Annotated in this window: 18 protein-coding genes and 1 other RNA gene; 8 read left to right on the top strand and 11 right to left on the bottom strand. The window is 39.8% G+C overall.

The genetic code is table 11. The annotated features are described in order from the left end of the window. The first annotated feature begins 161 nt into the window (after positions 1 to 161). The gene (locus tag A3Q33_RS11495) at positions 162 to 533 is read left to right on the top strand and encodes a helix-turn-helix domain-containing protein (protein WP_081180063.1); all 372 of its coding nucleotides are present in this window, start codon (positions 162 to 164) and stop codon (positions 531 to 533) included. A gap of 44 nt (positions 534 to 577) precedes the next feature. Here A3Q33_RS11495 and A3Q33_RS11490 read toward each other — a convergent pair whose 3' ends face one another. The 5 genes from A3Q33_RS11490 to rnpB all read right to left on the bottom strand — a co-directional run bounded on the left by A3Q33_RS11490 (position 578) and on the right by rnpB (position 9321). Continuing rightward, on the bottom strand, positions 578 to 1207 hold the full coding sequence (locus A3Q33_RS11490; RefSeq protein ID WP_081180062.1) for a DUF5610 domain-containing protein: 630 nt from the start codon (positions 1205 to 1207) through the stop codon (positions 578 to 580). Positions 1208 to 1743: 536 nt separating this feature from the next. Continuing rightward, a complete protein-coding gene (locus A3Q33_RS11485; RefSeq protein ID WP_081178157.1) occupies positions 1744 to 2760 on the bottom strand; it encodes an IS110 family RNA-guided transposase in 1017 nt (338 codons plus the stop codon). A 525-nt stretch (positions 2761 to 3285) separates the two neighbouring features. Continuing rightward, on the bottom strand, positions 3286 to 6711 hold the full coding sequence (locus tag A3Q33_RS11480) for a S8 family serine peptidase (RefSeq protein WP_081180061.1): 3426 nt from the start codon (positions 6709 to 6711) through the stop codon (positions 3286 to 3288). 494 nt (positions 6712 to 7205) lie between these two features. After that, entirely contained in the window at positions 7206 to 8354 is a 1149-nt protein-coding gene (locus A3Q33_RS11475) for an ATP-grasp domain-containing protein (protein ID WP_081180060.1), read from the bottom strand. 533 nt (positions 8355 to 8887) lie between these two features. After that, positions 8888 to 9321: RNase P RNA component class A (rnpB, locus tag A3Q33_RS11470), an RNA gene on the bottom strand. 100 nt (positions 9322 to 9421) lie between these two features. Between rnpB and A3Q33_RS11465 the strand changes: the two genes are divergently transcribed. Next, on the top strand, positions 9422 to 10075 hold the full coding sequence (locus A3Q33_RS11465; protein ID WP_081180059.1) for a glutathione S-transferase family protein: 654 nt from the start codon (positions 9422 to 9424) through the stop codon (positions 10073 to 10075). 3 nt (positions 10076 to 10078) lie between these two features. Here A3Q33_RS11465 and rsmI read toward each other — a convergent pair whose 3' ends face one another. Next, entirely contained in the window at positions 10079 to 10930 is an 852-nt protein-coding gene (rsmI, locus tag A3Q33_RS11460; RefSeq protein WP_081180058.1) for a 16S rRNA (cytidine(1402)-2'-O)-methyltransferase, read from the bottom strand. 77 nt (positions 10931 to 11007) lie between these two features. Between rsmI and A3Q33_RS11455 the strand changes: the two genes are divergently transcribed. Genes A3Q33_RS11455 through dolP form a run of 4 tightly spaced genes read left to right on the top strand, consistent with a single transcriptional unit; the run spans position 11008 to position 14444 of the window. Then, positions 11008 to 12870, top strand: coding sequence for a penicillin-binding protein activator (locus A3Q33_RS11455; protein WP_196797945.1), 1863 nt, complete (start codon positions 11008 to 11010; stop codon positions 12868 to 12870). Next, positions 12857 to 13231 (top strand): YraN family protein, encoded by a 375-nt coding sequence (locus A3Q33_RS11450; protein ID WP_081180056.1) that lies wholly within the window; start codon positions 12857 to 12859, stop codon positions 13229 to 13231. Before A3Q33_RS11455 ends, A3Q33_RS11450 begins: the two co-directional genes overlap by 14 nt. Positions 13232 to 13273: 42 nt before the next feature. Beyond that, complete coding sequence (locus A3Q33_RS11445) at positions 13274 to 13864, top strand: phosphoheptose isomerase (RefSeq protein ID WP_081180055.1); 591 nt, start codon at positions 13274 to 13276, stop codon at positions 13862 to 13864. A 1-nt stretch (position 13865) separates the two neighbouring features. Further along, complete coding sequence (gene dolP / locus A3Q33_RS11440) at positions 13866 to 14444, top strand: division/outer membrane stress-associated lipid-binding lipoprotein (protein WP_081180054.1); 579 nt, start codon at positions 13866 to 13868, stop codon at positions 14442 to 14444. Between the two features lie 437 nt (positions 14445 to 14881). Here dolP and A3Q33_RS11435 read toward each other — a convergent pair whose 3' ends face one another. Further along, the gene (locus A3Q33_RS11435; protein ID WP_081180053.1) at positions 14882 to 15289 is read right to left on the bottom strand and encodes a hypothetical protein; all 408 of its coding nucleotides are present in this window, start codon (positions 15287 to 15289) and stop codon (positions 14882 to 14884) included. A 187-nt stretch (positions 15290 to 15476) separates the two neighbouring features. Next, positions 15477 to 17840 carry a penicillin-binding protein 1B gene (mrcB, locus tag A3Q33_RS11430; RefSeq protein WP_081180052.1) on the bottom strand — a complete coding sequence of 788 codons (2364 nt, stop codon included), beginning with the start codon at positions 17838 to 17840 and terminating at the stop codon, positions 15477 to 15479. A gap of 184 nt (positions 17841 to 18024) precedes the next feature. On the opposite strand from mrcB, the gene miaA reads away from it, so the two are divergent. Then, complete coding sequence (gene miaA, locus A3Q33_RS11425; RefSeq protein ID WP_081180051.1) at positions 18025 to 18939, top strand: tRNA (adenosine(37)-N6)-dimethylallyltransferase MiaA; 915 nt, start codon at positions 18025 to 18027, stop codon at positions 18937 to 18939. Between the two features lie 196 nt (positions 18940 to 19135). Here the strand turns inward: miaA and A3Q33_RS11420 are convergent, their stop codons facing one another. Together A3Q33_RS11420 and A3Q33_RS11415 are read right to left on the bottom strand one after the other, a co-directional pair. Beyond that, on the bottom strand, positions 19136 to 19468 hold the full coding sequence (locus tag A3Q33_RS11420; RefSeq protein ID WP_081180050.1) for a PBPRA1643 family SWIM/SEC-C metal-binding motif protein: 333 nt from the start codon (positions 19466 to 19468) through the stop codon (positions 19136 to 19138). Positions 19469 to 19646: 178 nt separating this feature from the next. Next, positions 19647 to 22220 (bottom strand): TonB-dependent receptor plug domain-containing protein, encoded by a 2574-nt coding sequence (locus tag A3Q33_RS11415; RefSeq protein ID WP_081180049.1) that lies wholly within the window; start codon positions 22218 to 22220, stop codon positions 19647 to 19649. Positions 22221 to 22478: 258 nt separating this feature from the next. Here A3Q33_RS11415 and A3Q33_RS11410 point away from each other — a divergent pair, with 258 nt between their 5' ends. Next, a complete protein-coding gene (locus tag A3Q33_RS11410; protein WP_081180048.1) occupies positions 22479 to 22889 on the top strand; it encodes a hypothetical protein in 411 nt (136 codons plus the stop codon). A gap of 224 nt (positions 22890 to 23113) precedes the next feature. Here A3Q33_RS11410 and A3Q33_RS11400 read toward each other — a convergent pair whose 3' ends face one another. Beyond that, positions 23114 to 25231 carry a putative bifunctional diguanylate cyclase/phosphodiesterase gene (locus A3Q33_RS11400; protein WP_081180046.1) on the bottom strand — a complete coding sequence of 706 codons (2118 nt, stop codon included), beginning with the start codon at positions 25229 to 25231 and terminating at the stop codon, positions 23114 to 23116. Positions 25232 to 25431: the final 200 nt, after the last annotated feature.

Here is a 25431-nt window from a genome sequence, read left to right as displayed (position 1 = left end):
CTACTCAACAAAAAAAGACCAGTTTCCTTCAATATAAATATTAGAAATTTTATTACAGTTAAATACCGACATTGTCGTGTAATGTCGTGCAATGTCGTGACAATGTCGTATGCTTTTGCTGATAAACCTGTCATAAAGGAACAAAACAATAGGATAAAACGATGAATATTAAACAACGTCGATTGGAAAACGGATGGTCACAGGAAGAGCTTGCCCGCCATTCAGGTTTAAGTACTCGTACTATCCAGAGAATTGAAGGTGGGCAGCGAGCAGGGACTGAATCACTAAAATGTCTTGCCGCTGTATTTGAAAGCTCAATTGACGATTTAAAGCAGGAGCAGGACAGGATCGAACAAAAGCCTACTGTACAGTCTAAGCCTTCCAAAATTAACGAAACCGAGCGAGAGGCCATTAAATTTGCTCAATCAATATTTAGTAAGCCGAAGAAAGGCCAACCTGATCCGCTTTGGCGCATTGAGCGAGAGGCTATTGATTATACAAAGCGCCTGTTAAGTAAGTTTAAACATAGCTAGGTTAATACCAACTCCCCCTTGCTCTACTCTCATATTTATAACATTTATGGCTCGAGTTGTTCTGCTTTTTTAGCACTTAACGCGTCGACAAATGCCTGTAATCCCGATTGCACTAACGCATAGGTTTTATCAATATTGTCGCTAACATCCCCCTCTAATACTTTTAATCCACCAAGAATATCTTTCGCTTCACTAAAACCTAGATCGATGCCGCTACTGATAATATCAACAAAAGCTGTCAATGATTCTTCTTCACTCATTTCAGAGTTTTGTACTCGATAAGAAGCTAAAAACTGAGTGCTAAAAGAGACAATTCGCTCTGCTGTTGCTTCTGGGCTAAAATCAACTCCCGACTCATAGGCTTCTTCAACATTGTTTTCAACCCCTGATGCTTTAAGTGCTTCGTTTATTCCTTGTAACGCCGTTTTTAATACCAATGACAGCGGTTGATCCCCAACAGTTGTATTGTACTTCAGTGAAGATTCTATAATTGCCGCATTAAGCTGTTTTTTGCTACTCACAAAAATAGAGTCTTGCGGTTGGTCAATTTTTTTATCATGCGCAAGTTCAGATACTTGTTGCCCCACTGGTTTGTTATCTGTTTTGTCCAGTGCCTTTGTTAAAGTTCGAACATCTTGACTATAGGTAGCATCGTTTTTAATTGGAGCGCTCATAAAATTACCTCAGTTTATCAAAGCATATATAAAAGTATCGGCAACATTGAGTATAACTTAAGTATCGATCTGTATATATTTTAGACACAAAACGATTTTGGACAACAAAGGGGACTTGACTCGACTTGAACTATGAGCTGCGTAATACCAAATGTAATAAGTTATTGACCCATTTTAAGCGAGGATAAATTGTTCAAGAATACATGTTTATTGTTCCAGACTAAACATAAGTACCTGCATATATGGACCCACTCCGTTTGCAAGACATTTAATCGTTATGTAAGAGAAAATCATTGCTCTCATATATCCGGCCTGTTTATGAAGGATTTTTACCTTCTAGCCCCGATGGTTGTTTGCGCTCACACTCCTCATCATCCCTCCGGCTTTTTTATTAGCCAATGCAGGTACCAGGTTTTGTGCAAGCCAGTCTGACTATCTTACCATCCGATTAATTTATCTTTTGCAACTGAAGTAAAAGGGTTTTACTGTTATCTCATCACTGAAACCAATCTAACTTGCTTCAGTTTTGAGCTTTATTATATAGCCGGGCGATAACTTTCCCCCTTCGCCATTATTACCCAAGCCATTCTTGCTATTTTATTCGCCACAGCAACGCATGCTTTGTTGTGTCCTCGTCGGGATTTTAACGCTTGTGCCCACAAACTAAATCGGTCAGTTTTGTTTTCACTGTGCCTTAATACTGCCCGGGCCCCGTGGATGTATAGTGTTCTTAAATAACTATTACCGCGTTTACTTATACCGAGTAAGGTGGCCTTTCCACCCGTTGAATGCTGCCCAGGAACAAGCCCAAGCCATGCCGAAAAATGTCGACCATTTACAAAGTCTTTTCCATCTCCTGCAGCTGCATAAGTAGCGCTAGCTGTGATTGCTCCAATACCTAATATTTCATCTAAGCGAACACATATTTCATTTTCTTTATTCATCGTGTTTAAGCGAACTTCACACGCTTTAAACTTCACTTCTGTGACTTGAAATTCAAGCCATAACTCATTAAATATCTCCCGACTTAAATACGTTAACTCATTTGTCGCATCCTCTAAAATATCCGGCAGTTCATTGCGAATTGCAGAAATACCTTTATTGATGACAATGCCATATTCTCCTAACAAGCCTCGTATCTGACTTGCTAATGCTTTACGTTCTTTCTTTATGCGTTCACGTTGTCGATGGAAGTTTTGAATATCTTGTTGTTCTATCGATTTAATTGGCACAAACCTCATGGTCGGGCGTTGCGCTGCCTCTGCAATACCTTCGGCATCGTTATAATCATTTTTATTGCCTTTAACGAAGGGTTTTACATATTGAGGCGCAATAAGTTTTACTTGGTGCCCCAATTCAATAAATTTTCTAGCCCAGTAGTTCGCACTGCCACAAGCTTCCATTACAATTAGGCAAGGCTCTAATGTTGCCATGAAACTCAACACTTGTTTTCTTCTTAATTGTTTCTTTTTTACAAATCGCCCATTTTTATTCACAGCAAACATGTGAAAAATTGATTTTGCAATATCTAAACCGATTGTAGTAATCTTCATGTTGATCCACTCCGCTTTTATAAATGATTGTTGTCACTTTCATTTTGGCCCTAAAGAGGCCTGAAATAAAGTTGGAGTGGGTCCATACCATTATCCCTGCAGGCAAGGCGTTTGATTGATTAGGGCATGGATGCCCGTAAGTAGAACAATGCAGGAGCAATTGTCGAGTAATAGCGGGCGTGTGGGATTGAAAACAACGCAGTTATTGACGATTTAAACCGCCTTAAAATGATCGATTATTTATTTCAATTGGTATAATAGACTTCTAGTAAGTTTAATATATATTGTGCTCATTTTCTCTAAGTGTAGTACGAGTGAATAATGATATTAATAACGAGGGTGGTGAAGAATGGCGGTTTTATTTCAGCAAATCAAATGAACTAGTAAACTTTAAAAAAAAGCTGCTGAATACATTCAGCAGCCTTTATATTAGTAAGAAGACCGAACAATGGTTATTGAAATATCATTTCACTGAACGGTATTAAGCTTAAGTACTGTTCTGACTAGTTTATAAGCATAAATTTTCTAATGTTGTCGACCACGCTTGCCTTTACCTCTAGTCTCACAGGTTGTAGCAGCATAGGCCATTGCTACAGTACCACCCGCATTGATATGAACTTCATTCACTTTGACATTGTCATGTTTTTTATGACAACGATCTATTTCGCCTTGGAAGTTCAATGTAGCGGTACCACCTGTAGAACTTACGACTTTAAGGTCTACGCCAGGTACTGGTGCTGTTCCAGCGCCATTATCAAAATATGACGCACCAACAGTGCCGTCATCGTTTTCTATGCCAACAGTTAAATTTACTGGAAGAAGGGGCAGATCGGCATAAACAAACCAAATATTTGACGTCCCCGTTTCTACCCAAACTTGAAAAGTAGAAGTCATAGGATTTCCGAAAAACGGGACATTTTCCCATTCATAAACAGTGAACTGTTGTGGTCCTGCATCAAGCACAGCTACGTACCAATTACCGCCAGCACCAATATTTAAGTCTGCCCAAAACGGCGCAAGAATATTATTAGGTGCTGAAGCATTGGGCAAGCTTTGGCTTGTTGCACTTGCAGCTGCACCACTTGCTGTGCCTACTTCAATGGTGCCATTAACCGACCAAATTACACTGGAATAGCTTTGACCATTGTAGTCAAATAGTGGAATATTCAAAATGAATGCACCATCATCACAATTAGCTGGGCAACCAAATGGTGCTACACCAAAAGATGCTAACGAAAAGTAACCAAAAGGTGCCGGTGATTGTTGAAGCTCAAGACCACCAACATCAAGCAATACACTCCAATCAATTTGACCATCATTTACGCTAACAGCAGATGCTTCTGAGCCGTTTGTAATAGTACTGCTCACTGAACCATCAACTAAACTCATACCATTTGGCAACATGTCAGTGATATCAATAACATCAACCAATTGGCCGTTTGTTACCTTAATTTCATAGTTAAGCACATCACCTTCTTTCGCTGATGCCATATCGACAGTTTTTGATAAGTTAGCCGATGAACTTCTATTAGTATTAACGGCAATAGGCATGTGTAAGTTAACATAATGATGACCCGAAGCTGCTAGTTTTAACTCACCAAAATTCCATCCTGTTGGCGCTAATGTGGTGTCAGCAGTGATTGTAATCGTGGCACTTTCACCTGGGCGAAGCGAGATATTTTTAGGCGAAACACTGACTTGCATAGTGTCACTGTCACCACTTAGTTTCCAATGACCTTGTCTGTCACCGGTATGCGTAACAACACGCGTCCAGCTACAAGTTCTCACACAATTACTTTCTTGCATACTGGCAATATTTAAAGTGCGAGGATCTCCACCCGCATCAGGGTCAGCGGCCAAAAAGTTTTCGGGAGTCTCACTTAGCACTAAGCCTGATCGTAATACTTTGTTTAATTGAACTCTACCTGCACCAACATCAAACGGGTCTGCTGGCGTCATCGCATCATCTTTTAGTAGGTCGTTAGATTTAGACGTCATCATTAAAGCCGACTTTATTTCGTATGGCGTCCAGTCAGTCAACATGCTGACTAAAGCACCGCTACCGGCATTATGCGGACTTGACATGGAAGTGCCAGAGAGGAAAGCAAATTCTGGAGAAGGAGTGACGCCGTCCGTATTAACTGCCGCCATAATATCTACACCGGGTGCAGTAATATCAGGTTTTAATATATCAAGCGTGGTATTGGGACCACGTGAACTGAAACCAGCAGTGATATCGCCATTAGCGTCATCAAGATTGAGTGAATAACCTTGAATAGAACCCATAGTACTTGCATTTGATGCTAGCCAATTTTTCAAGATTTCGCCGTTGGTGAAACCCAAATGTACTCCGGGTAAAAAGTGAGCATCGCCAACAACAGCCTCGCCGTTAGCCGCCGCATTGGCAAGTACAAAACCGCCAGCACCACCTGCTAGCACATTAGCACCTTTTGCTGTACGAGCAATCTCACCACGATCACAAACTACTATTTCGCCATTGAAATGCCCAGCAGGAAACGGATCTAAACATTGCTCTGGAGCTGTATCGTTTTGTGAACCATTAGCCGTCGGAAAGTTACCCGCATAAACCATAGGAGCAGGACCATAACCACTGGTAAAGCCCTTGCCAAAAATATTAGCTAAAGCATCTCCGTCACTGGTCATATCCACAACGGCATTTTCTATTTTTCTGTTATGAGTCATTGCTCCGGTAGTACTTACCCATGGCGAGTTATGAGCAACAGTTGCCGGACCTGGACCACTATTACCAGCAGAAACGGCGACATAAATACCGGCAGCCGTAGCATTTAAAAAGCCTAATTCTACAGCGTCACTATAAGGGTTTTCGCCGCCTGAAATTGAATAGTTTAATGATTGAATACCGTTAGGAAGATTAGCTGAATCTATGACCACCTGATCAATCGCCGCTAATAGTGCCGAACCTGGACAACCATCAACGCATACATCATATATTATAATATTGGCATGAGGAGCAACGCCTGAAATATCACGACTTAAATCAGCTGTCGGTGCAAACATTACCGCAGGTTTTACGAAGTTGCCTGCCGTGGTACTGGCAGTATGACTACCATGACCGTCACTGTCTTCAGGAGAATTAGGATCGGCAGACGTTTGCACCATATCCCAAGCACCAATAAGTTTGTCATTACAGAACCATGGGTTGGTATCACAATAGCTACCGGGAATATAATTCCCAGAACCCAATGGGTTCTCATGATCGTAACCGTCACCGCCCACATCAGCAAATGAAGGATGGTCATGGTTAATACCGGTATCTAAAATGGCTACAACGGCTCCTTCACCCATTGAACCCATTTTATGGTTTTTCCCATGCTTGCCATGATGTTTATTACTATGGCTACCTTGCCAGATTTTATCAGCACCTATCCATGCAGGGCCAGCATCAGTTAAAGGATATTCAATACGCTCTTGGGTGACACTAATAACATTAGGCAAAGTTGCTAACGCTTTAGCTTCTTGTTGATCTAATTCCATCGCAACACCATTAAAGGCATGTTGATATTTATATTTCACATCGATTTTACGGCCAAAGGCGCGCTCACAATGTTCAACTAAATCTACTTGTTTAGATTTTAAGAACGAAGAGTATTGTTTACTTGCTTTAGAGTTGGCGTTGAGTGATTTAACACCTAATGTTGCGGGGTTGGTTGCGCTGAATGTTTCAATTCCACCTTTATAACTGGCGACGGAAGGTGCATTCATTCTGACGATATATATCGCCTTACCATTGTCTGCTATAACTTTTTTATAATTTTCATTAACAGAAACAATACTCTTAGCGTTGAACTCGTGGCTTGTTACTTTTACATTTTCAGCATTAGCCGAAATGGCGACAGAGATAGCGATAAAAAAGCTACATAGCCGTTTTAAATTGTGCGAATAATAAGATGGAATTTTATGGTCTATCATTGTTTTTATCTCCAATTATTTGAAATAATTTCCGAGAAGTGCACAACAGAAGCACTAATACATCGCGGTAAAAAATATTTTCTTAAATATCAACCGAATATGACTTTAAAGAAAAAATACAAACTTCCAGTTCACTCAAACGACTCAACTAACTTTGAACCCCTATCATGTAATTGATTGTGTTTAACCAATAGGACTGGCGTAGGAAATCTAAAAGGCATTAGATATTATTTATGAACATTAGAAAGAATAGGTCATTTATAGCCATTCAACAAACATTGAGTATAAGCAAATCACTACTAATTGAAGTATAAGGCGTTTACTTATTCAGGTATGAACTGGAGTGTCATTTTAATCATTTTATATTTCATGAAATAGACAATATGACGCAATAATTAATGCGAATTGACAGTCATTAATTGCTACCTTGTCGCATTGTTCAATTTGCTAAACTTAACGTTGAAATTTTATATTAAAACGGAGTAAGTAAAGGTCTATTGCTTCATCTTAATGACCAGTTGATCTTCAACAAACTGCAATTTTTCAAGCAAAATTTTTCTCGAATCTGCTGACATAAGTACGTGGCCAACTTCACTACTGGTACTGTCCCGCTCGCCAACCTCAGAGCCAGGTTCGACTTTACACTTATATTGTTCAACTTCTTTAAGCTCCTTGAGCAGTTCTAAGCCTGAAATTTCATCAACAATGCCTGCCCCTGGGTGGACCATAAAAACACATGCAAATTTCTTCGCTTTAACGGGTAAAGGCTTTGGTGTCGATCCTGTTTCAAGTTCAACATAAGTTTTCCATGGATTGAAGCCATAGGCATACTCAATAAGCTCCATATAGTAGCCACCAGGCGGGCGCACTGCCATTTCACCAAAGACAGGACCATTTTTGGTCAAATAGAATTCAGCATGGGTCATCCCATTTTTAACGCCAAACCCAGAAATAACACGATCGTTTATTTTAATAATTGCTTCTGCTAAATCTTGTTCAAAAGCGCCTGGTACGATTGATTTCTTCCATTGATGAAGGTATTCGGTGATATTGTGAAAGATAGGCAGGCCATTATGAATAAACGTTTCCACACTGACTTCAGCGCCTTCGACAAAGGCTTCTGCCAGCATGCCAGGCTTTGCATGTGACTTGATCTCGTTGAGACTATTCAACACCATAACACCTGTCGCACCTGATTCAGCGACAGGCTTAACCACCAGAGGCAACCCTAACTTTTCGAGTAACGCTTCAGGTGCATCCTGATCGGTAATGAGATGAAATTTTGTAATGGGTATATCGAGCTTTAAGGCTTCCAACTTCATATCGTTTTTATTATGCAAAATATTGGTAATGTTAAGCGGTGTACCGGTAAGTTTGAATTCCTCGCGGATCATAGCCGCAATATCAACACTTGATTCTGTCGCAGCAATAGCGAATTCGATATTAAATTTTCGAATAGCCTCGATATCAGAAGTTAAAAGCCGCTTTTCGCAACTTTTAAAGGGTGTTTCAATCCAACCAGCCAACTTTTCTTTTCGACTTTCGTGCAAAAGGCCGTCGCTCCATAAAAAAACGCTATGACCCATTCTTAATGCCGCGCGATAGCACCGACCTCTTCTACCAACAATTAATACATTAGCCATTAAATATCCTCGATAATTACAAGCTTAGATTGCTATTTAATGAGTCTAGTCAATCTAGCGGCATTTATATATCTGATTTTTTTGCTGGTGCATTATTTGATTTTTTACAGGGAGAAAAGCAGGAGGAATAACTAGGGACACACTGAAGAAATTATTGTCGACTATCACATCGTTACATTGAACATGACTGTTAAAGACCCTTATTTTTTTTAATTTCTCCTTCAGTTCTCATTCTGTTCTCCCTGTGAATTATTTTATTTTTCTCATTTCAAGACAAGCAAGGAGGGAACAATAAGAAAAACAGGAGGAATAACTAGGATGAAAACCCAAAACAGCATCGGATATCACATTTAATTTGGCTTTAATTAGCCAACGCCTTTTCACTTCTTATTCAGTTCTCATTCTGTTCTCCCTGTGAATTATTTTTTTTTCACATTTCAGGACAAGGAGGAAACAATAAGAAAACCAGGAGGAATAACTTGGACATCACCCACAAAAAAGCCTCGATATTGCTATCGAGGCTTATTGTAAAATTGGTGAGATTGACGCATAAGCCGGGTTTTGTATCTCTTCCGAAGAAAAGTGACAATCATTCGTCTAGGCCTTAAATCGCTCTAAGGCTCAAGCAACCTACCCGGTTTCCACGCGAGCCACGCTTATACTATGATAACTTGCGTTAACGTAGTCATGAAACCCTATTTGGTCTTGCTCCGGGTGGAGTTTACCCTGCAATTACTGTTACCAGCAATCCGGTGCGCTCTTACCGCACCCTTTCAGCCTTACCTGTGAAACTTTCGAAAAAGTAACCATCGGCGGTCTTCTCTCTGCTGCACTTGTCGTGGGCTCGCGCCCCCCAGGCGTTACCTGGCACCCTGCTCATTGGAGCCCGGACTTTCCTCCCCCCTATCTGTCTACCGCTTATAAATAAGCGGCACAACGATAAAGCAGCGATTGTCTCGTCAACTCGGCGCGCATTCTACCCCATATTTTTGCTAAGGTCTAAATTAAATATCGTTATTAGGGCTTGACTGCTATAGTATTTTCAAAAAATTAATTAGGCGCTATCTATGATCGAACTTTGGCATTGTCACAATACTCGTTCACTTCGGGTGTTATGGGCTTTAGAAGAAATGCGGCTTGAATATAAGCTACACTCATTGCGCTTTCCTCCGCGCTTTTTAGACAAAAAATTTTTAGAAACTAACCCGCTAGGCACAGTACCTTTTTTAAAAGATGGTGATACTACGCTGACAGAATCAAGTGCGATGTTGTTATATCTTGCTGAGCGTTATCAACAAACTGACTTTACCCTACCAGCTACGCATCCTGAATACGGAGCCTACCTTAATTGGCTATTTAGCAGTGATGCTACCCTAACATTTCCACAAACATTAGTTTTACGTTATAGCCAGTTTGAACAACCTGAACGTCAGCAGCCACAAGTTGTTCAAGATTATGCCATTTGGTATTTAGCGCGGTTAAAACGCTTAAACGCCCACTTAGAAAATAATGATTTTTTGGTCGCTAATAAATTTACCATGGCTGATATCAGTATAGGTTATGCACTTTATTTAGGAGAGTTACTCGGACTTGCAGCGCAATATCAACCACAAACACAAGCTTACCTACAAAGACTTAAAAGTAGAGAAAGCTTTAAGGCGATAAAAGATAAAGGGCAAGAGATCAGTGAATACGCAATAAAACCAGTTACTATTGAATAAAGGCTACTCTTTCATTGCTAAAGCATACTCATAAAGCGCATTTTTCTTCACTCCATGAATTTCTGCTGCTATTGCACAAGCCCTTTTAGGTTTCATTTCTGTCAATAATAATTTCAATGTTGCTACAACATGGGCTGGAATATCATTTGGATCGATTTTTTTGCCTTCAATTATCAGTACCATTTCACCTTTAAGTTGATTGGGATCGGCTTGCAAAAAGGTTAATAAATTTTCGGCGGTGTCAGAATGAATAGTTTCAAAAGTTTTAGTTAATTCTCGCGCCATAACCACATAACGTTCACCGCCAAGGGTTTTAACAATATCTTCAACCGTATCAATAGCGCGGCGTGGTGCGTCATAAAACACCATGGTACGGGTTTCATTGGCTAATGCGTTCAATGTTGATTGTCGTGCACCTGTTTTTGACGGTAAAAAACCTTCAAATGTGAATCGGTCAGTTGGTAAGCCGGCGACAGAAAGCGCAGCGATTGCCGCACAAGCCCCCGGAATTGGCGAAACACTTAATCCTTGTTGGCGACAATGGCGCACCAAATGAAAACCTGGGTCGCTGATCAAAGGTGTTCCGGCATCTGACACTAACGCAACACTTTTCCCTTCTTTAAGCAAAGCAGCAATTTGTTCTTGGCGCTGACGTTCGTTGTGATCATGCATCGACATGGTTTTATTTTTAATCGCAAAAGCCGATAACAAACGTTGGGTATGCCGAGTGTCTTCACAGGCAATAACATCAACCTGTTCGAGTATATCTCGCGCCCGTTGACTAAGATCACCTAGGTTGCCGATGGGAGTGGCAACAATATATAAGGTGCTGGGCAGAATTTGAGAATCCGACATAATAAAATACTTGTGTTGAGACTGAAGAGGATGAAGTTTATTATAAAGCACTATTAAAAAGTATGGATTTATTAACTTTGACACTTACTAAATGGTTTTCGTCTTATAAAAGTGGCCTTTGTGCATTTTCTGCAGTGGTTATTTTAGCCAGTTGTTCAACAACTAAGCAAAGTAAACCAACCAAGTCAGCTAATCAGCAAGCTGAAGTTACGCAAGCGTTTGAAACAAATTTAACCGCTGAGCAATTAGTTGCACAAGCTTCATCACAAGTTTCTTCAAATCAGCAAGGTGAAGCGGTAACGTCGTTATTAAACGCCAGTGAATTATATTTAGCGCAGGCTAAACCACATAAAGCACTTTGGTTAGCGAAACAACTTGAAGTACTGACACCATCAGCAACACAACAATATCGACTTGCCATTATTGAAGCTAAAAGCTACTTAGCCTTAGCCAAAATTTCCGAGGCTTATCTCGCTTTGGAAAATGCCGATAGCATTAGAGAGGAAGCACAACTCGCTCAACGCGTGGACTATTTTCAAACCTTAGCCAACGTGCAAACACAACGTAACCTGCCTATTGTCGCACTCGATGCAAACTTAAGAGCCTTTGCTGGTAATTCAACAGCTACTGATAGCGATATTGAACTCATTTGGCAGCAATTCTGTCAATTATCGCCATGGCAACTTCAGCAGGTAGTAAAAATGTCTCCGCCAAACATTAAAGGCTGGAGCAAACTGATCACTTTTGCGAATAAATTTGGAAATGACGATGCTAGACTTCAACGCTACTTAAGTCAGTGGCAACGAGAGTTCAGTACGCATCCGGCACAATATATTGTTGCAAATTTAAGTCAACAACAAGCCACAATGACCAATGAATATCAAAATATTGCCATTATTATTCCGCTGTCAGGTAAACAAGAGCGCGCAGGAAAAGTAGCCCAACAAGGTATTCTGGCAGCTTATGATATTGATAGCGGTAAAACCTTACATTTTATTGATTCAACAACTTTGGACATGACGACACTAAATGCTAAGCTAATCGAGCTAAACGTCGACTATGTTATAGGCCCACTACTGAAGGAAAATGTAAACAGCTATTTAGCTCAAACTGAGATAACCCTCCCGACGCTTTTACTTAATTTACCAACATCCGCCACTTTACTGCCGCACCAAGTTGCGCTGTCCATGCGACCAGAAGATGAAGCAATTCAAGCGGCAACAACGCTCAGTCGTCAACAGTATCAGTACCCTATTATATTGAGCCACCAAGACAGTGCCAGCCGACGTATTGCACAGACATTCAGCCAACAATGGCAACATATAACAAGTAAGGCACCAGAAACGGTATTTTTTAATAGTGATGCAAAAATGCAAAATCAACTTAAAGCCAGCCTAGGTGTTGATCTCAGCCAGCAACGCACAAAAGAGTTAAATCGCCACATTAAGTATTCAATTGAAAGTGAATTACGTAACCGTCGAGATATTGATATGATTTACGTCGTGGGCTTACCACTAGAAACTAAGCTTTTAAAACCTTATATTGACGTTAATATCAGCCCATTTGCCGATATAATCCCGGTATTTGCAAGTTCACGTAGTCACAGCTCTAAAATAGATAAAAGTGATAATCGTGATTTATCTGGCTTAACATTTACCGAAATGCCTTGGCAATTACGCAGTAAACAACAAAATAAAGCCTTAGCAGCACAAGCTAAAAAACTTTGGCCTAATCGCAGCGATAGTTTACAAAGCATTTTTGCCATGGGGTTTGACAGTTTGGCGTTAGTTGATAAAATTTTTGCCATGCAAAATAAAACTTATGTCCGACATTATGGTCAAACTGGCATATTGCAATTGGGCAAGGATAACATTTTGACCCGTAGCTTAATTTGGGGCAAATACAGCCGCAGCAAGGTACAAGAATTTGCTATGGACTAACAAAACGAACACGGTGACCACAGGTAAAAATAGTGAGCAATTAGCTGCTCACTATTTAACCCAACATGGTTTATTATTACAGACATGCAATTTTCAAAATCGCCGTGGTGAAATTGACTTAATCATGACTGAGAATGACACTTGGGTGTTTGTGGAAGTAAAATACCGCAAAAATTCACACTTTGGTGGTGCTATCGCAGCTGTTTCAATTAAAAAACAGCAAAAAATTAAGCAATGTGCGGCATTTTATCTGCAACAAGCCGGATTAAATGAATATAATACCCCTTGCCGATTCGATGTTATCGCGATGCAAGGCGATATTAATAACCCAGAAATTACTTGGCTTAAGAATGCCTTTTAATCAATGCCTTTTAAGAACTGAAACAACGGAGCTAAGTCCACCATGTTAGAACGGATAAAAAGTAATTTTACTGAAAGCATACAAACCAAAATTGCCGCCAGCGAATTATTGGCAGGGCCAATTGAGCAAGCTGGAATGACGATGGTACAAAGTCTATTAGCTGGCAATAAAATATTAGCCTGTGGTAATGGTGGCTCAGCCGGTGATGCCCAGCATTTTTCCGCCGAGCTACTCAATAGATACGAAACTGAACGTCCGCCTTTACCAGCAATTGCCTTAACGACCGATAGTTCAACCATTACTTCAATTGGTAATGACTACCATTTTGATGAAATTTTTTCTAAGCAAGTGCGCGCGCTAGGTAACAATGGTGATGTATTGCTCGCCATCTCTACCAGTGGTAACTCTCGAAATGTTATTAAAGCCATCGAAACAGCAGTATCTCGCGACATGCCTATTATTGCCTTAACGGGTGGCGACGGCGGAGACATTGCAGGCCTACTGGGTGAAAATGATGTTGAAATTCGTGTGCCATCAAGCCGCACAGCGCGAATTCAAGAAGTCCACTTAGTGGTTATTCACTGCTTATGTGACATTATAGATACTACTTTGTTTCCGCAAACTGAGGGCTAGTATGTCGATAAAATCAATTGTCAGCACAATTACACTTGCTGTATTACTTCAAGGGTGTGTTGCTGCCGCTGTTGTTGGCGTTGTTGGTGGTGCCAGTGTTGCAACCGACAACCGCTCTTTGGGTAATCAAATTGACGACCAAAAAATTGAAATTGATGCGAAGGCAAAGCTTAGAAAAAGCGACGCGTTAAGTGACAATACCAACTTACAAGTGATTAGTGTTAACGGCAGTGTCTTGGTTATTGGGCAAGCGCCTAATAGCTATTTGCGTGATCAAGCGATAAAAGCGATAAATGAGGTTAATGGTGTCAAACAACTTCATAACCAAATTCGCATAAGTAACACGACATCTTTTACCACAAAAACGAATGACGTTTGGCTAACGTCAAAAGTAAAAACCTCTTTGTTTGGCACTGAAAAATTAGATGCTACCAATATTAAAGTGGTCACAGAAAATGGTGAAGTGTTTCTTATGGGCTTAGTCACTAAAGCACAAGCGAGCGTTGCCGTCGATATTGCTCGCAATGTCAGCGGTGTTAACCGAGTATTTAAAATATTTGAATATGTGACAGAAAAATAAATTGAATAATTTATTAACCTGTATGGGGTTAACTCTCAACTAAGCATCGTCACTCTTTCACATCCATGTGATCGTGACATACCGTTCTTCCTGAACATAGTCACTAAGACACATCGATGTGAACGTGACATACCGTTCTTCCTGAACATAGTCACTAAGACATATCGATGTGAACGTGACATACCGTTCTTCCTGAACATAGTCACTAATACACATTGATGCGAGTGTGTTTCACCGTTCTTCGGTGTGTATGATATTGCAGGAACTAAATCTTTGAGTAATGCGCAAAGCAATTACCGAGACGCACAGTGTTTTATAGATAGGATGTCAGAGAGAGCTAAACATAAAAAAGCAAACCTATCGGTTTGCTTTTTTTTTGTATTTTTCATTATTTATTTACAATGTACGAAAAATATTCTTCCTTAAATAATACAACTCTATGCTTGGCTTGCGGGTTGTTCGTTACCTATTAATTCATGCTTTAACCATTGAAATGCTTGCTGCCATTCGAGCTCTAAGCCTGAGAAACTGCAACTATTCCACTTATCATATGCGCGAGTTAGATTTAACTCTTCTACAATGACTTTGCTTCTATCTGAGTAATAAACAAAAGCAATGGCTTTTAACCCCTCATAAGAGCCTATGGATAATTGCGCTTCATAACTATAAGTATAATCATTGATTCTGTTAATAAGCATGCCAAAACTACCAAAAATATGTGCTTTAAAAAACACATCACACTCTTCTACCATTTCAAGTGACAACTCAATGCCTTCGTCGATAGTGACTTCAACAATATTTTCAGCGAGTAATGTAAAGTAACCAAAGCTTAATCTATGTTTCATTATGCTCCTCTCATACAAGTACTTCTTATATTTGCACTTTTTAGTATAGCTATATATTACGCCGCCATTGATTATCGGCAATAAATAATTGGCTACCTTTTAACCATAGTGTGTATGAGGGGTTATTCAACTAACAAAATAGCGAAAATCACATGCCAAATGCTTAGCAATTGAATTCACTATAAAACTAATTGCCAAATAATTTTTCTAGCCAAGATTTCTTTTTATTCTTTGTCGGCGCTTCTTCACATTCTGTTTCATAAATTAAACCTGTGGTGACAGCTGGAAGTAGTTGTGAATTGTCGCAGGCTTGAGTGACCGCTCGGCCACTTTTGTTATCAAAGCGCACTAATTCAACACTTGTCGGCACATTGGCACGTCGACTGACCGCACCAGTTTTATGCATAAATTCAGCAAATAATACCAGTGCGCCACTGCTACCGGTTAACTTAGTTGGCTTGTTATCGTCTCTACCTACCCAAGTGGTGACCAACAATTCATTGTCGTAACCAACAAACCAACTGTCACGTAGATCATTGGTTGTGCCTGTTTTTCCCGCGATATTTTTATCTTTAAGGCGCCAAGTTAACGAACGCGCCGTGCCTGACGTTGTGACTTTATTTAACGAAAAATCGAGTAAATAAGCCGCTTGTGTCGAAATAATTTGTTGGCCTAAAGCTTTAAACTGCCATAAAGTTTCACCACGGCCGCTAACAATACGCTCTATCGCGTGTGACTTTTCTGCAACGCCATTATTAGCAACAGGTATGTAGAGTTGGTTTATCTCCATGGGGGACATATTTAATGAGCCCAACAACATAGATGGTCGAGTTACAATATCATCCTGATAGCCTAATAAATGAATGGCTTGTGCTACATTATCTAAACCCAATTGCATACCTAAATTCACTGTTGGCACATTCAGGCTTGATACTAAGGCGTCAATTAAATGTACTTGGCCTCTAAACTTGCCATCATAATTTTTTGGTCGCCAAGCTTGGCCATCTTCACTTGAAAGCGTAATCGCTTTATCTTCAATTAACGTAGCTAAATTAAAGCGTTGGTAACGCTCTAAAGCACCAAGAAATACGGCAGGTTTTATTAACGAACCAATAGGTCGCTTAGCATGTAGCGCACGGTTAAAACCAGCATAACCGGCCTCTTTGCCCCCGACTAAAGCACGAATTACGCCTGATTTAAAATCAGACACTACCATCGCGACTTGTAATTCAGCGGCTGACTGTTGCGCTAACGTTGGTAATTTTTCATCAATACTTGCTTGCATTGCCAGCTGTTGGTTGATTGAAAAACCGGTAAACACTCTGACACCAGATTGTTGCTGATATTCGGATAAATGCCGTGACAGTTCAGCTTTAACTAATTGTAGATAAGCAGGGAATTTTTGCTGTTTTACACGGCGCTTTTTTCTAATGGATAAAGGCGATTCTACTGCACGCTCAAATTCATTTTGAGAAATAATTTCTTGCTGATACATTAACCTGAGGACTAAATCTCGACGCTTAATTGTGCGTTCTGGAAAGCGCCATGGGTCATAGTAACTTGGCCCTTTTACTTGGCCAATAATCATCGCCATTTGTTCTGAATTAAGTGACTGAATTGACTTACCAAAGTAAAACTCTGCCGCTAGCCCAAAACCATAAATACCATTAGCATAATGTTGGCCTAAATAGACTTCATTTATGTACGCTTCTAGTAATTGGTCTTTGCTATATCGATACTCCAATATCAGCGCCATAATCGCTTCATTGGCTTTACGCCATAAGGTTTTATCGCGAGTTAAAAACATATTTTTAACTAGTTGCTGCGTTAACGTACTGCCCCCCTGCACCGTTCGACCTGCCATTAAATTTTGGTATAGTGCCCTTAAAATCCCCAAAGGAGAAACACCATGATGAAAATAAAATTCGCGATCCTCAATTAACAACAAGGTATCTAATAGCCTTGTCGGCACAGCTTGCAATGAAACTAACACCCGATCTTCTTTGCTTTCAGGCAAAATACGGTCTATTAACAGTGGTTCTAAACGTAATTGCTCAACTTTTTCATCATTTAAATACAACGCCTTAACTTTACCATTGGCGACATCAAGGGTAACTTTTGTGGCCGCTTCCATACCCGCACCAAAGTCAAATGCGCGACGATAAATAATGGCGCGATTCGTTGATAAAGCAAATTCGCCAGGGCGTAGCACAGTAGTGACTTTTTTATATCGATTTGCTGATAAGGCCTGCCGCAAGTTAGTAAGCGTTAACTCGCTTCCTACTTTATAACTTTCAATAGCGCCGAAAACTTGAACGGGTACTTGCCAACGTTGTCCTTCAAACTTATCACGCACTTTTCCGTCAAGATAAATACTATAAAAAAACAGCACACATACGACAAGAACCGACATTTTAACCATAAACCAAAAGGACCAACGTAGGATTCTTTTTAAGCGGCTATCGCTATTTCCTACTGGTGCTTGTGAGGCTTTAGATTTATCACTTTTTGAATTTTGGGTCGCTGATGAAACATTTTTTTTGGCTGTCATACTTTATTCATACTTTTTTAATACTTTATTAAAGTGCCTTTAGATAAGCGATTAAGCCGATATAATAATCTAGCTAAGACTATATCCCAAACGATAATTTTTAAAGCAAGGAGTTAGGTCGTCACCAGCAAAAATTAACGATATAATTCAGCCATTAATTTTGATCAATATTTATAGGTTAGCTATGTCTGCATTTAACATGCTCGTTGTGCTTGGTTCAACAGCGTCAGGGAAAACCAAACTCGCGGTCGAGCTCGCTAGAATGCTAAATGGTGAAGTAATTTCAGCCGATTCAAGGCAAGTTTATCGCGGTTTAGATATCGGCAGTGGTAAAGATCTCGAAGAATATCAAGAAATTGAGCATCACTTAATTGATATTGTCGATCCCGGTTACGAATACAACATTTTTGATTTTCAAAAAGATGTTATCAATGCCTATGAAAAAATTAGCGATAAAAATAAACTTGCCATTATGGCTGGCGGCTCAGCGCTTTATGTTGACTCTATTCTAAAAGGTTATCGTTTAATCGAAGTGCCTGAGAATAAATCACTTAGAGAAACACTCGCTCCGCTCAGCCATGAGCAATTAACTCAGCAGTTAATGCAACTGAAACCAAATTTACACAACACCACAGACCTTATCGAGCGTGATCGCTTAGTCCGCGCGATTGAAATAGCACAGGGAGAGCTAGCTGCTAAAGATACAATTAATGACTTCCCTGCCCTTAAACCACTTATATTTGCTATAAAATGGCCAAGAGAAGTCATTCGTGAGCGCATAACCCTGCGTTTAAAGCAACGCATGGAACAAGGCCTTATTGAAGAAGTAGCACAATTACATGCTCAAGGTGTTAGTTGGGAAACCTTATATTTTTATGGCTTAGAGTATCGCTACATTGCGCAACATTTACAGGGAAAATTAAGCAAAAATGACTGTTTTCAGAAACTGAACTCAGCTATCCATCAATTTTCAAAAAAACAAGATACTTGGCTGCGACGATTAGAGCGTAACGGCGCTAACATTCATTGGTTAGACGGTGATAAGAATACAGTGACTCAAGCAATGGCAGTAATAGCACAATTAAATAGCCACAGTTAGGACAAGACAAAAACACTAACAAGCTGGCCGTTAGCGGCTAAAAGTGTAGACCTATAGTTTTGAATGTACACAATAGAAAGCTAATCACTAAGGTGTAAAATAAAGAAAAGCTTAACCAACGCGGCTCATAAAATAGTGAGCAGCGTCATGTAAGTCTATTTGAAAATAAGTTATTGTTATAACAAGAGTTGATTAATTAGCCACAACACTTTTTATATTTTTTACCACTACCACACAAGCAAGGATCATTACGGTTTGGCGTTTTTTCAAAGGTCGTGGTCGTTGGCTTATTTAGAATCGCGGTCAATTCAAGAATATCCTCATCAGCAGTGCTATCTACCGTAATATTGGCAAATAATTCATTCTCTGCGACTACGGCAGCTAATTCTAATTTCTTTTCTTCACTAGCAACCACTAAGGTTAACGGATGTTTTTCTGTACCCAACTTAACAGCACGCTTGGTGTTATAACCTGTTTTTACATGGTTTACTCTGGTATGGATACGGCCTTTGTAATACAGATCGTGCATGATGAACTCCGCTAAATGAAATACTTTAATTTAAATACTAGGTTTGAGCGCGGCAGTATAACGTAAAATGCAAAATAGTCGACTGTTCAATTTAGCAACTTCAGTCTTGACTCTTTTAGCGAAAGTAAGTAAAAATAAAGCTTGAGCAGCGAGTGCTCCTCAAGCTATTAGGTAGCGGCTAAAAAGTTACACTAACTTTACCGTAGACATATCTTCCAGTAAAACCAAATGGAGAAAAGCCTGAATACGCAAACAACCTAGAAAAGGTGGAAACATCATCAACCAATTCACGTGTTGTATCAGGGTAAACATCAAAAATATTATTTGCCCCTAAGGTCAATTTAACATTGTCTGTTACCGCATAACTAGCATCAAGATCAGTCAGCCATTTTTCTGGCAATACTTCATTTAGCTCAGGATTCTCAGACGGATCTTGTGTTTCACCATAACGAGTAACTCTTAAGGTGGCATACCAACTATCTTTATTCCATACCGCACTTAAATTCAATTTACTTTTTGGAGAGCCAACTTCAAAGCGACGTAATTCATTGCCAGAAAAAAGGTTCCCTTGATCAAATCCAGCACCTTGCAATACCGCAGGAGGATCAATAATATTGGTCACTTCATTTTTGTTGTAGTTAAAGGCTGCATTAAGTAACAAATTGCCCATATCTTGAATATCCATAGAGTAAGTTGCCACTACATCAACACCCTTGGTCGTACTATCGATAGCATTCAAGAAAAATCGTGCACGATTAGCACCAGTACCAACTAGTAAGGCTTCTACTTCAGGGCCTGATAAGTTATTCGATAAGACAATACGATCGTCAATATCAATGTGGTAGTAATCTACCGACAAGCTAAACTCACTAACCGGTGTCCAAGTGATGCCACCACCAACGCTAACCGATTTTTCAGCGTCTAAGCCTGGAGAGCCTAGCGCTAAAGCTACATCGCTGTTTGGCGCAAACGTTCCTGTTTCGGTTGGTACTGCATCAACAAAAACGGTAGAAATCGAGGTAAAGTGCTGTTGCTGTAAAGAAGGTGCTCTAAAGCCTGTTGAAGCCGATAAACGCACAGCAAACTCATCACTCAATGTGAATCTATTGGCAACTTTACCACTAACAGTAGAACCAAAATCAGAATAGTCTTCATAGCGCGTTGCTATGGTAAGATTCCACATTTCCGTAACATCTGCTTCTAAGTCAATATAGGCACTGACATTATGTCGACTATTATCGCCAGCTGATTCAGGCGTAAAACCTGGAAAAACTTGCGAGCCTGCTGAACCAAAAGGACCATTTACTGGGTCAGTAACTTCACCACCACGGCCAAAAGTTCCTTGCTCATATGAAGCCGCTTCACCCGCTTCAATTTGATAACCTTCATTTCTATATTCAAAACCAAAAGCAACATTGAGGCTACTGTCAAATATATCAACGTCAACTTCTCGGCTAAAATCAGCATTCAATGTTAATTGATCGTAAGTTAACGTGCCGGCGTCAAACTCAGTTTGGCTCGTAGGACCAAATGAAGTGTTTAAACTATCAATAACACCAAATTGAAACTCATCTTTACCGTAGACCACTGACAAGTCGTAATTATAATCACTGATATAACCACGAACGCCGACAGCACCTGAGTAATCAACAATATCTGACGTGATCACCGGTAAAAAGCCATCTGGATAAATGCTTTGCACATTGCGCGAATCATTTGCGCGGCGATAAAAACCACCACCTTCGCCGTCTCTTGCGCTGTACGAGCCAAAAGCATAAAGCTCTGCATCGGCATTAAGGGTATAACCGCTATTAATAAAAAGCGCGAAATCTTCTACATCGCCATTGCCAAAAGTATGGTTATATCTATTTACCGTGAGTTCACGCGGGTCTAAACTGTCATCGTTAAGTCGAGCATAGTTTTCGCGTTTGTCATAGTCAGCACGATTTGCTGAACGACGGTCACGAAACTCAGTTGAGACATTAACAAAGCCGTCTTCACCAAGCGCAAAACCTGCGTTAGCTCTTAATGTTAAGGTTTGACCATCGGTAACTTTTCGATCACCACCTTCCGTAAAAGCTAAGTTGCCATTATTACCAATATCAACTGACTTTAAATCTGGTACACCATCCATCGTGGAGACGTTAGCACCATAAGTGACGGACGCTGAGCCGCCACTATCGGCATTTTTCAGGACAATATTAATGACACCAGCGATGGCGTCTGAACCATATTGAGCCGCGGCACCATCACGCAAAACCTCAATTCTTTCGATGGCATTAGCGGGAATTGCATTCATATCGACAGCGGATGAGCCTCGACCAGAAGAGCCATTTAAATTCAGTAAAGCACTGCTGTGCCTGCGCTTACCATTAATTAATACTAAGGTATGATCTGGCGCTAAACCTCTTAATTGGGCAGGTCTAACATGATCAGTACCATCGGTAATAGAAGGCTGTGGAAAGTTAAAACTTGGCAACAAAGTGCCTAAAATTTGATTGGTTTCGGTAAGGCCCGTGTTCATAATTGAATCAGAGTCGATAATATCAATGGGCACTGGGCTGTCTTCAATACTGCGTCCAAGTCGTCGAGAGCCAATTACGCTAATTTGCTCTATATCTTGGTCAATTTTAGCTTCCTCAGCAATAGCCTTAGTGGCGAATGTCGTTGCTGATAAACCAGATAAAGCGATTGCTGATGCAACTAAGCAAAGCTTTGATTTTATATTTTTAGCATGTGTCATGTTTTTCATCTCCTATTGTCGTTAATTTCCATATACTTCCATTTCCTCAGTCTATCTTTATTCACCACCTAAATCCTGTATTATTATTCACATATATAGCATAGATAAATGACAAACATTAACAACAAATATTTCATAATTTAAAAATTAAAAAACAGTTTATTTCGACAAGGGCTATACAGCTTAAATTTAACTCACTTTAAATTTCTGTTTATTTTACATATACCGTGCGAAGATAAAATTTCATTCATACAGCAGCGTATTATTATGCAAAAATATCTTAGATTTATTATCATTCCTATCTTATGTGTTACCGGTTTTGTACAAAGCTCAATAGCCGCTGAAGAATACACCATTAATACTGATAAAATATTAGTCACCGTGGTACTTAAACACCAACAAGATAAAAGCTTATCGGAACTGCAAAAGAAAATGGATGAGAACCGATTTTGGCAGTCATTCCCGCCCAAAGGCATGGAAATAGACTCATGGTATGTCATGATGGGTTTAGGGCAAGTAATTACCCTTAAAGTTGCTCCAAAAGATTTACGAACACTTAACTTAGCCATTGAAAAGTCAGCGTGGGGTATTTTCGAAACGGATATTTACCCAACTTACGAGTTTAAAGGCATTGCTCAATCAATTAAAGCTAAAAAAGCCTTAGAAGATAACGAATAACTTCGATTTTTTCTGTTAAATTAATAATAAGCCTATTACTTTGATGCGCTTTACTTTGATGAGCTTTACTTTGATGCACATTGTATAACGGGATAATAAAACAATTATCTCTTGAACTAGAATAATCAGTGTGTTCAATTATCAATAATTGAACACGGCGTTTTGCCATTCCATTACACTTATTTAATATCTGATAGACGTTCAACATATTTTATTTCTGCGCTTTATAACTGCCAACGCGCATCAGGTTGCCAATTATTAACCCACACAGGAATGTCACTCGCTGGCATCGGTCGGGCGATACCATAACCTTGTGCCAAATTACAACCGAGTTTCAATAGCGCTGAGCCATGTTCAATACTTTCAACTCCCTCAGCTATAACTTCACGTTTGAATGATTTCGCTAAGGCTATAACGCCTTCAACAATAGCCAAATCATTATTATCAATTAACATATCTCGCACAAAGCTCTGATCTATTTTAATTAAGTTGGCTGGTAATCGCCTCAGATAAGTGAGGGACGAATAGCCAGTGCCAAAATCATCCAAGGCAAACTGTACCCCAAGCGCTAAACAAGCATTCATAATTTTTGAGACATGATGTACATCATCTAAGCCACTAGTTTCCAGTACTTCTAATCCTAAAAGACTTGGTTCAACATTAGGGTGAGCGGCGAGTAGTATTGTTAATCTTTGTGCAAAGTCAGGCTGTTGTAATTGTACTGCTGCAATATTTACACTTGTGCTAACGGGTATTTTAAGGCCCATTTTTTGCCATTCAGAAATTTGTGTTAGTACCGTATCGATTACCCATTCCCCTATTTCGATACTCATCGGATTATTTTCTATAATAGGTAAAAATTCGATTGGATTTAAGAGCCCTCGTTTTGGATGCTGCATCCGAATTAAGGCTTCAACACCTATTACGATACCGGTTTTCATATTCACTTTAGGTTGATAATGGAGTACAAAGTATCCTTTATCTAAAGCCACACGAATAGTGTCTAAGCTCTCTCGCTGCACTTTAATGGCGTCATCTTGCGCGGTGTCAAATAAGTGAAAGCGATTCTTACCTGCCTCTTTAGCGGCATACATGGCTTGGTCAGCATGGCGCATGAGCTGGCCAGCATCGACATTATCTTGCGGATAAAAAGTAACCCCTATACTCGCTGAGACGTTCAATACCACACTACCAACGGTGACAGGCTTTGACGCGGCTAACAATAACCTTTCTAATACTGGCTCACAATCTGCCTCTGCGCTCAAATCTGCTATTACAGCAACAAATTCATCACCGCCTATACGCGCTAAGCTATCACATTCTCGTAAGGCCGCTTTCATACGAACGGAGACGGCAATGAGCAACTCATCACCGACATTATGACCATAAGTATCATTAATATGTTTAAAGCCGTCTAAATCTAGAAATACCACTGCAAGTGCCTGCTGGTGGCGACTGCACTGCAACATAGCATGAGATAATCGGTCTGCGAGTAAAACACGATTTGGTAAGTTAGTCAGTAGATCGTAATGAGCAATATGCTCTAATTGATCTTGATGCACTTTCATCTCGGTAATATCAGTACACAATGAAACGTAATGTTGCACAACACCTTCAGCATTATTAACGGCGCTGATGGTTCGTTTTTCGGGATAAATTTCGCCATTTTTACGACGATTCCAAACCTCTCCTTCCCAATAGTTCTGAGCTAGTAGTATTTGCCACATTTCAGTATAAAACTCTGTCGAGTGTCGCTCTGACTGAAGAATCCTTGCATTCTTACCTAGGACTTCTTCTGACGTATAGCCAGTAATTCGACTGAAAGCATGGTTGACTTCGGTGATTGTCGCCTCCGCATCAGTAATCATGATACCTTCATGTGCGTGACTAAAAACACTGGCCGCGCGCTTTAAATTTTCTTCGATATGCTTGCGCTTGGTAATATCGTGAACGACGCCAATAAGGAAATAATTACCTTTGGCATCGATAAATCGATTTTTTCTTGTCATGACTCTTTTAGGTTCAACACCTGTTGGTGAAAGTGTCTCTTCACATAATATTTCTTGCCCTTTTTCTAGTACTTGTCTATCGATTTCAAAAAAATGTTCCATCTCGTTTGGTGGAAAGCTTTCAGCAAGTGTTGAGCCGATTATTTGGCTCCTAGGCAACTCAAAAAAGCGACAAAAAGCGTCGTTAACCAGAATAAATTTAAACTCTTCATCTTTGACGAATATTGGATCTCCTGCATTATTAAAAATAGCCCGCAGATATTCCTCAATATCATGAGGATTCCCGGGAAATTTATTAAATGGCGATATATTTTTATTCTTATCAAACTCCATGTTAAACAGTTCCTAGTTAGACCTCGTTAGATAGATCGCATAAGTGATCGTTAAAAGTGCTGATACTGTTTTAAAATATCGATTAATCTGCGCATTAAACACACAACACTGACTTAACCTAATCGCCCCTCCCTTTAAAACTTTAGAGCTAAGCCTTAATTTTTGCAATTTTTGTAGCTTTAAATTCTAAAAGACCAAAA

Source organism: Colwellia sp. PAMC 21821 (assembly GCF_002077175.1).
GTDB lineage: Bacteria > Pseudomonadota > Gammaproteobacteria > Enterobacterales > Alteromonadaceae > Cognaticolwellia.
Note: the sequence above shows the minus strand (reverse complement) of the source record. Positions and strands in the feature narration are given on the sequence as shown.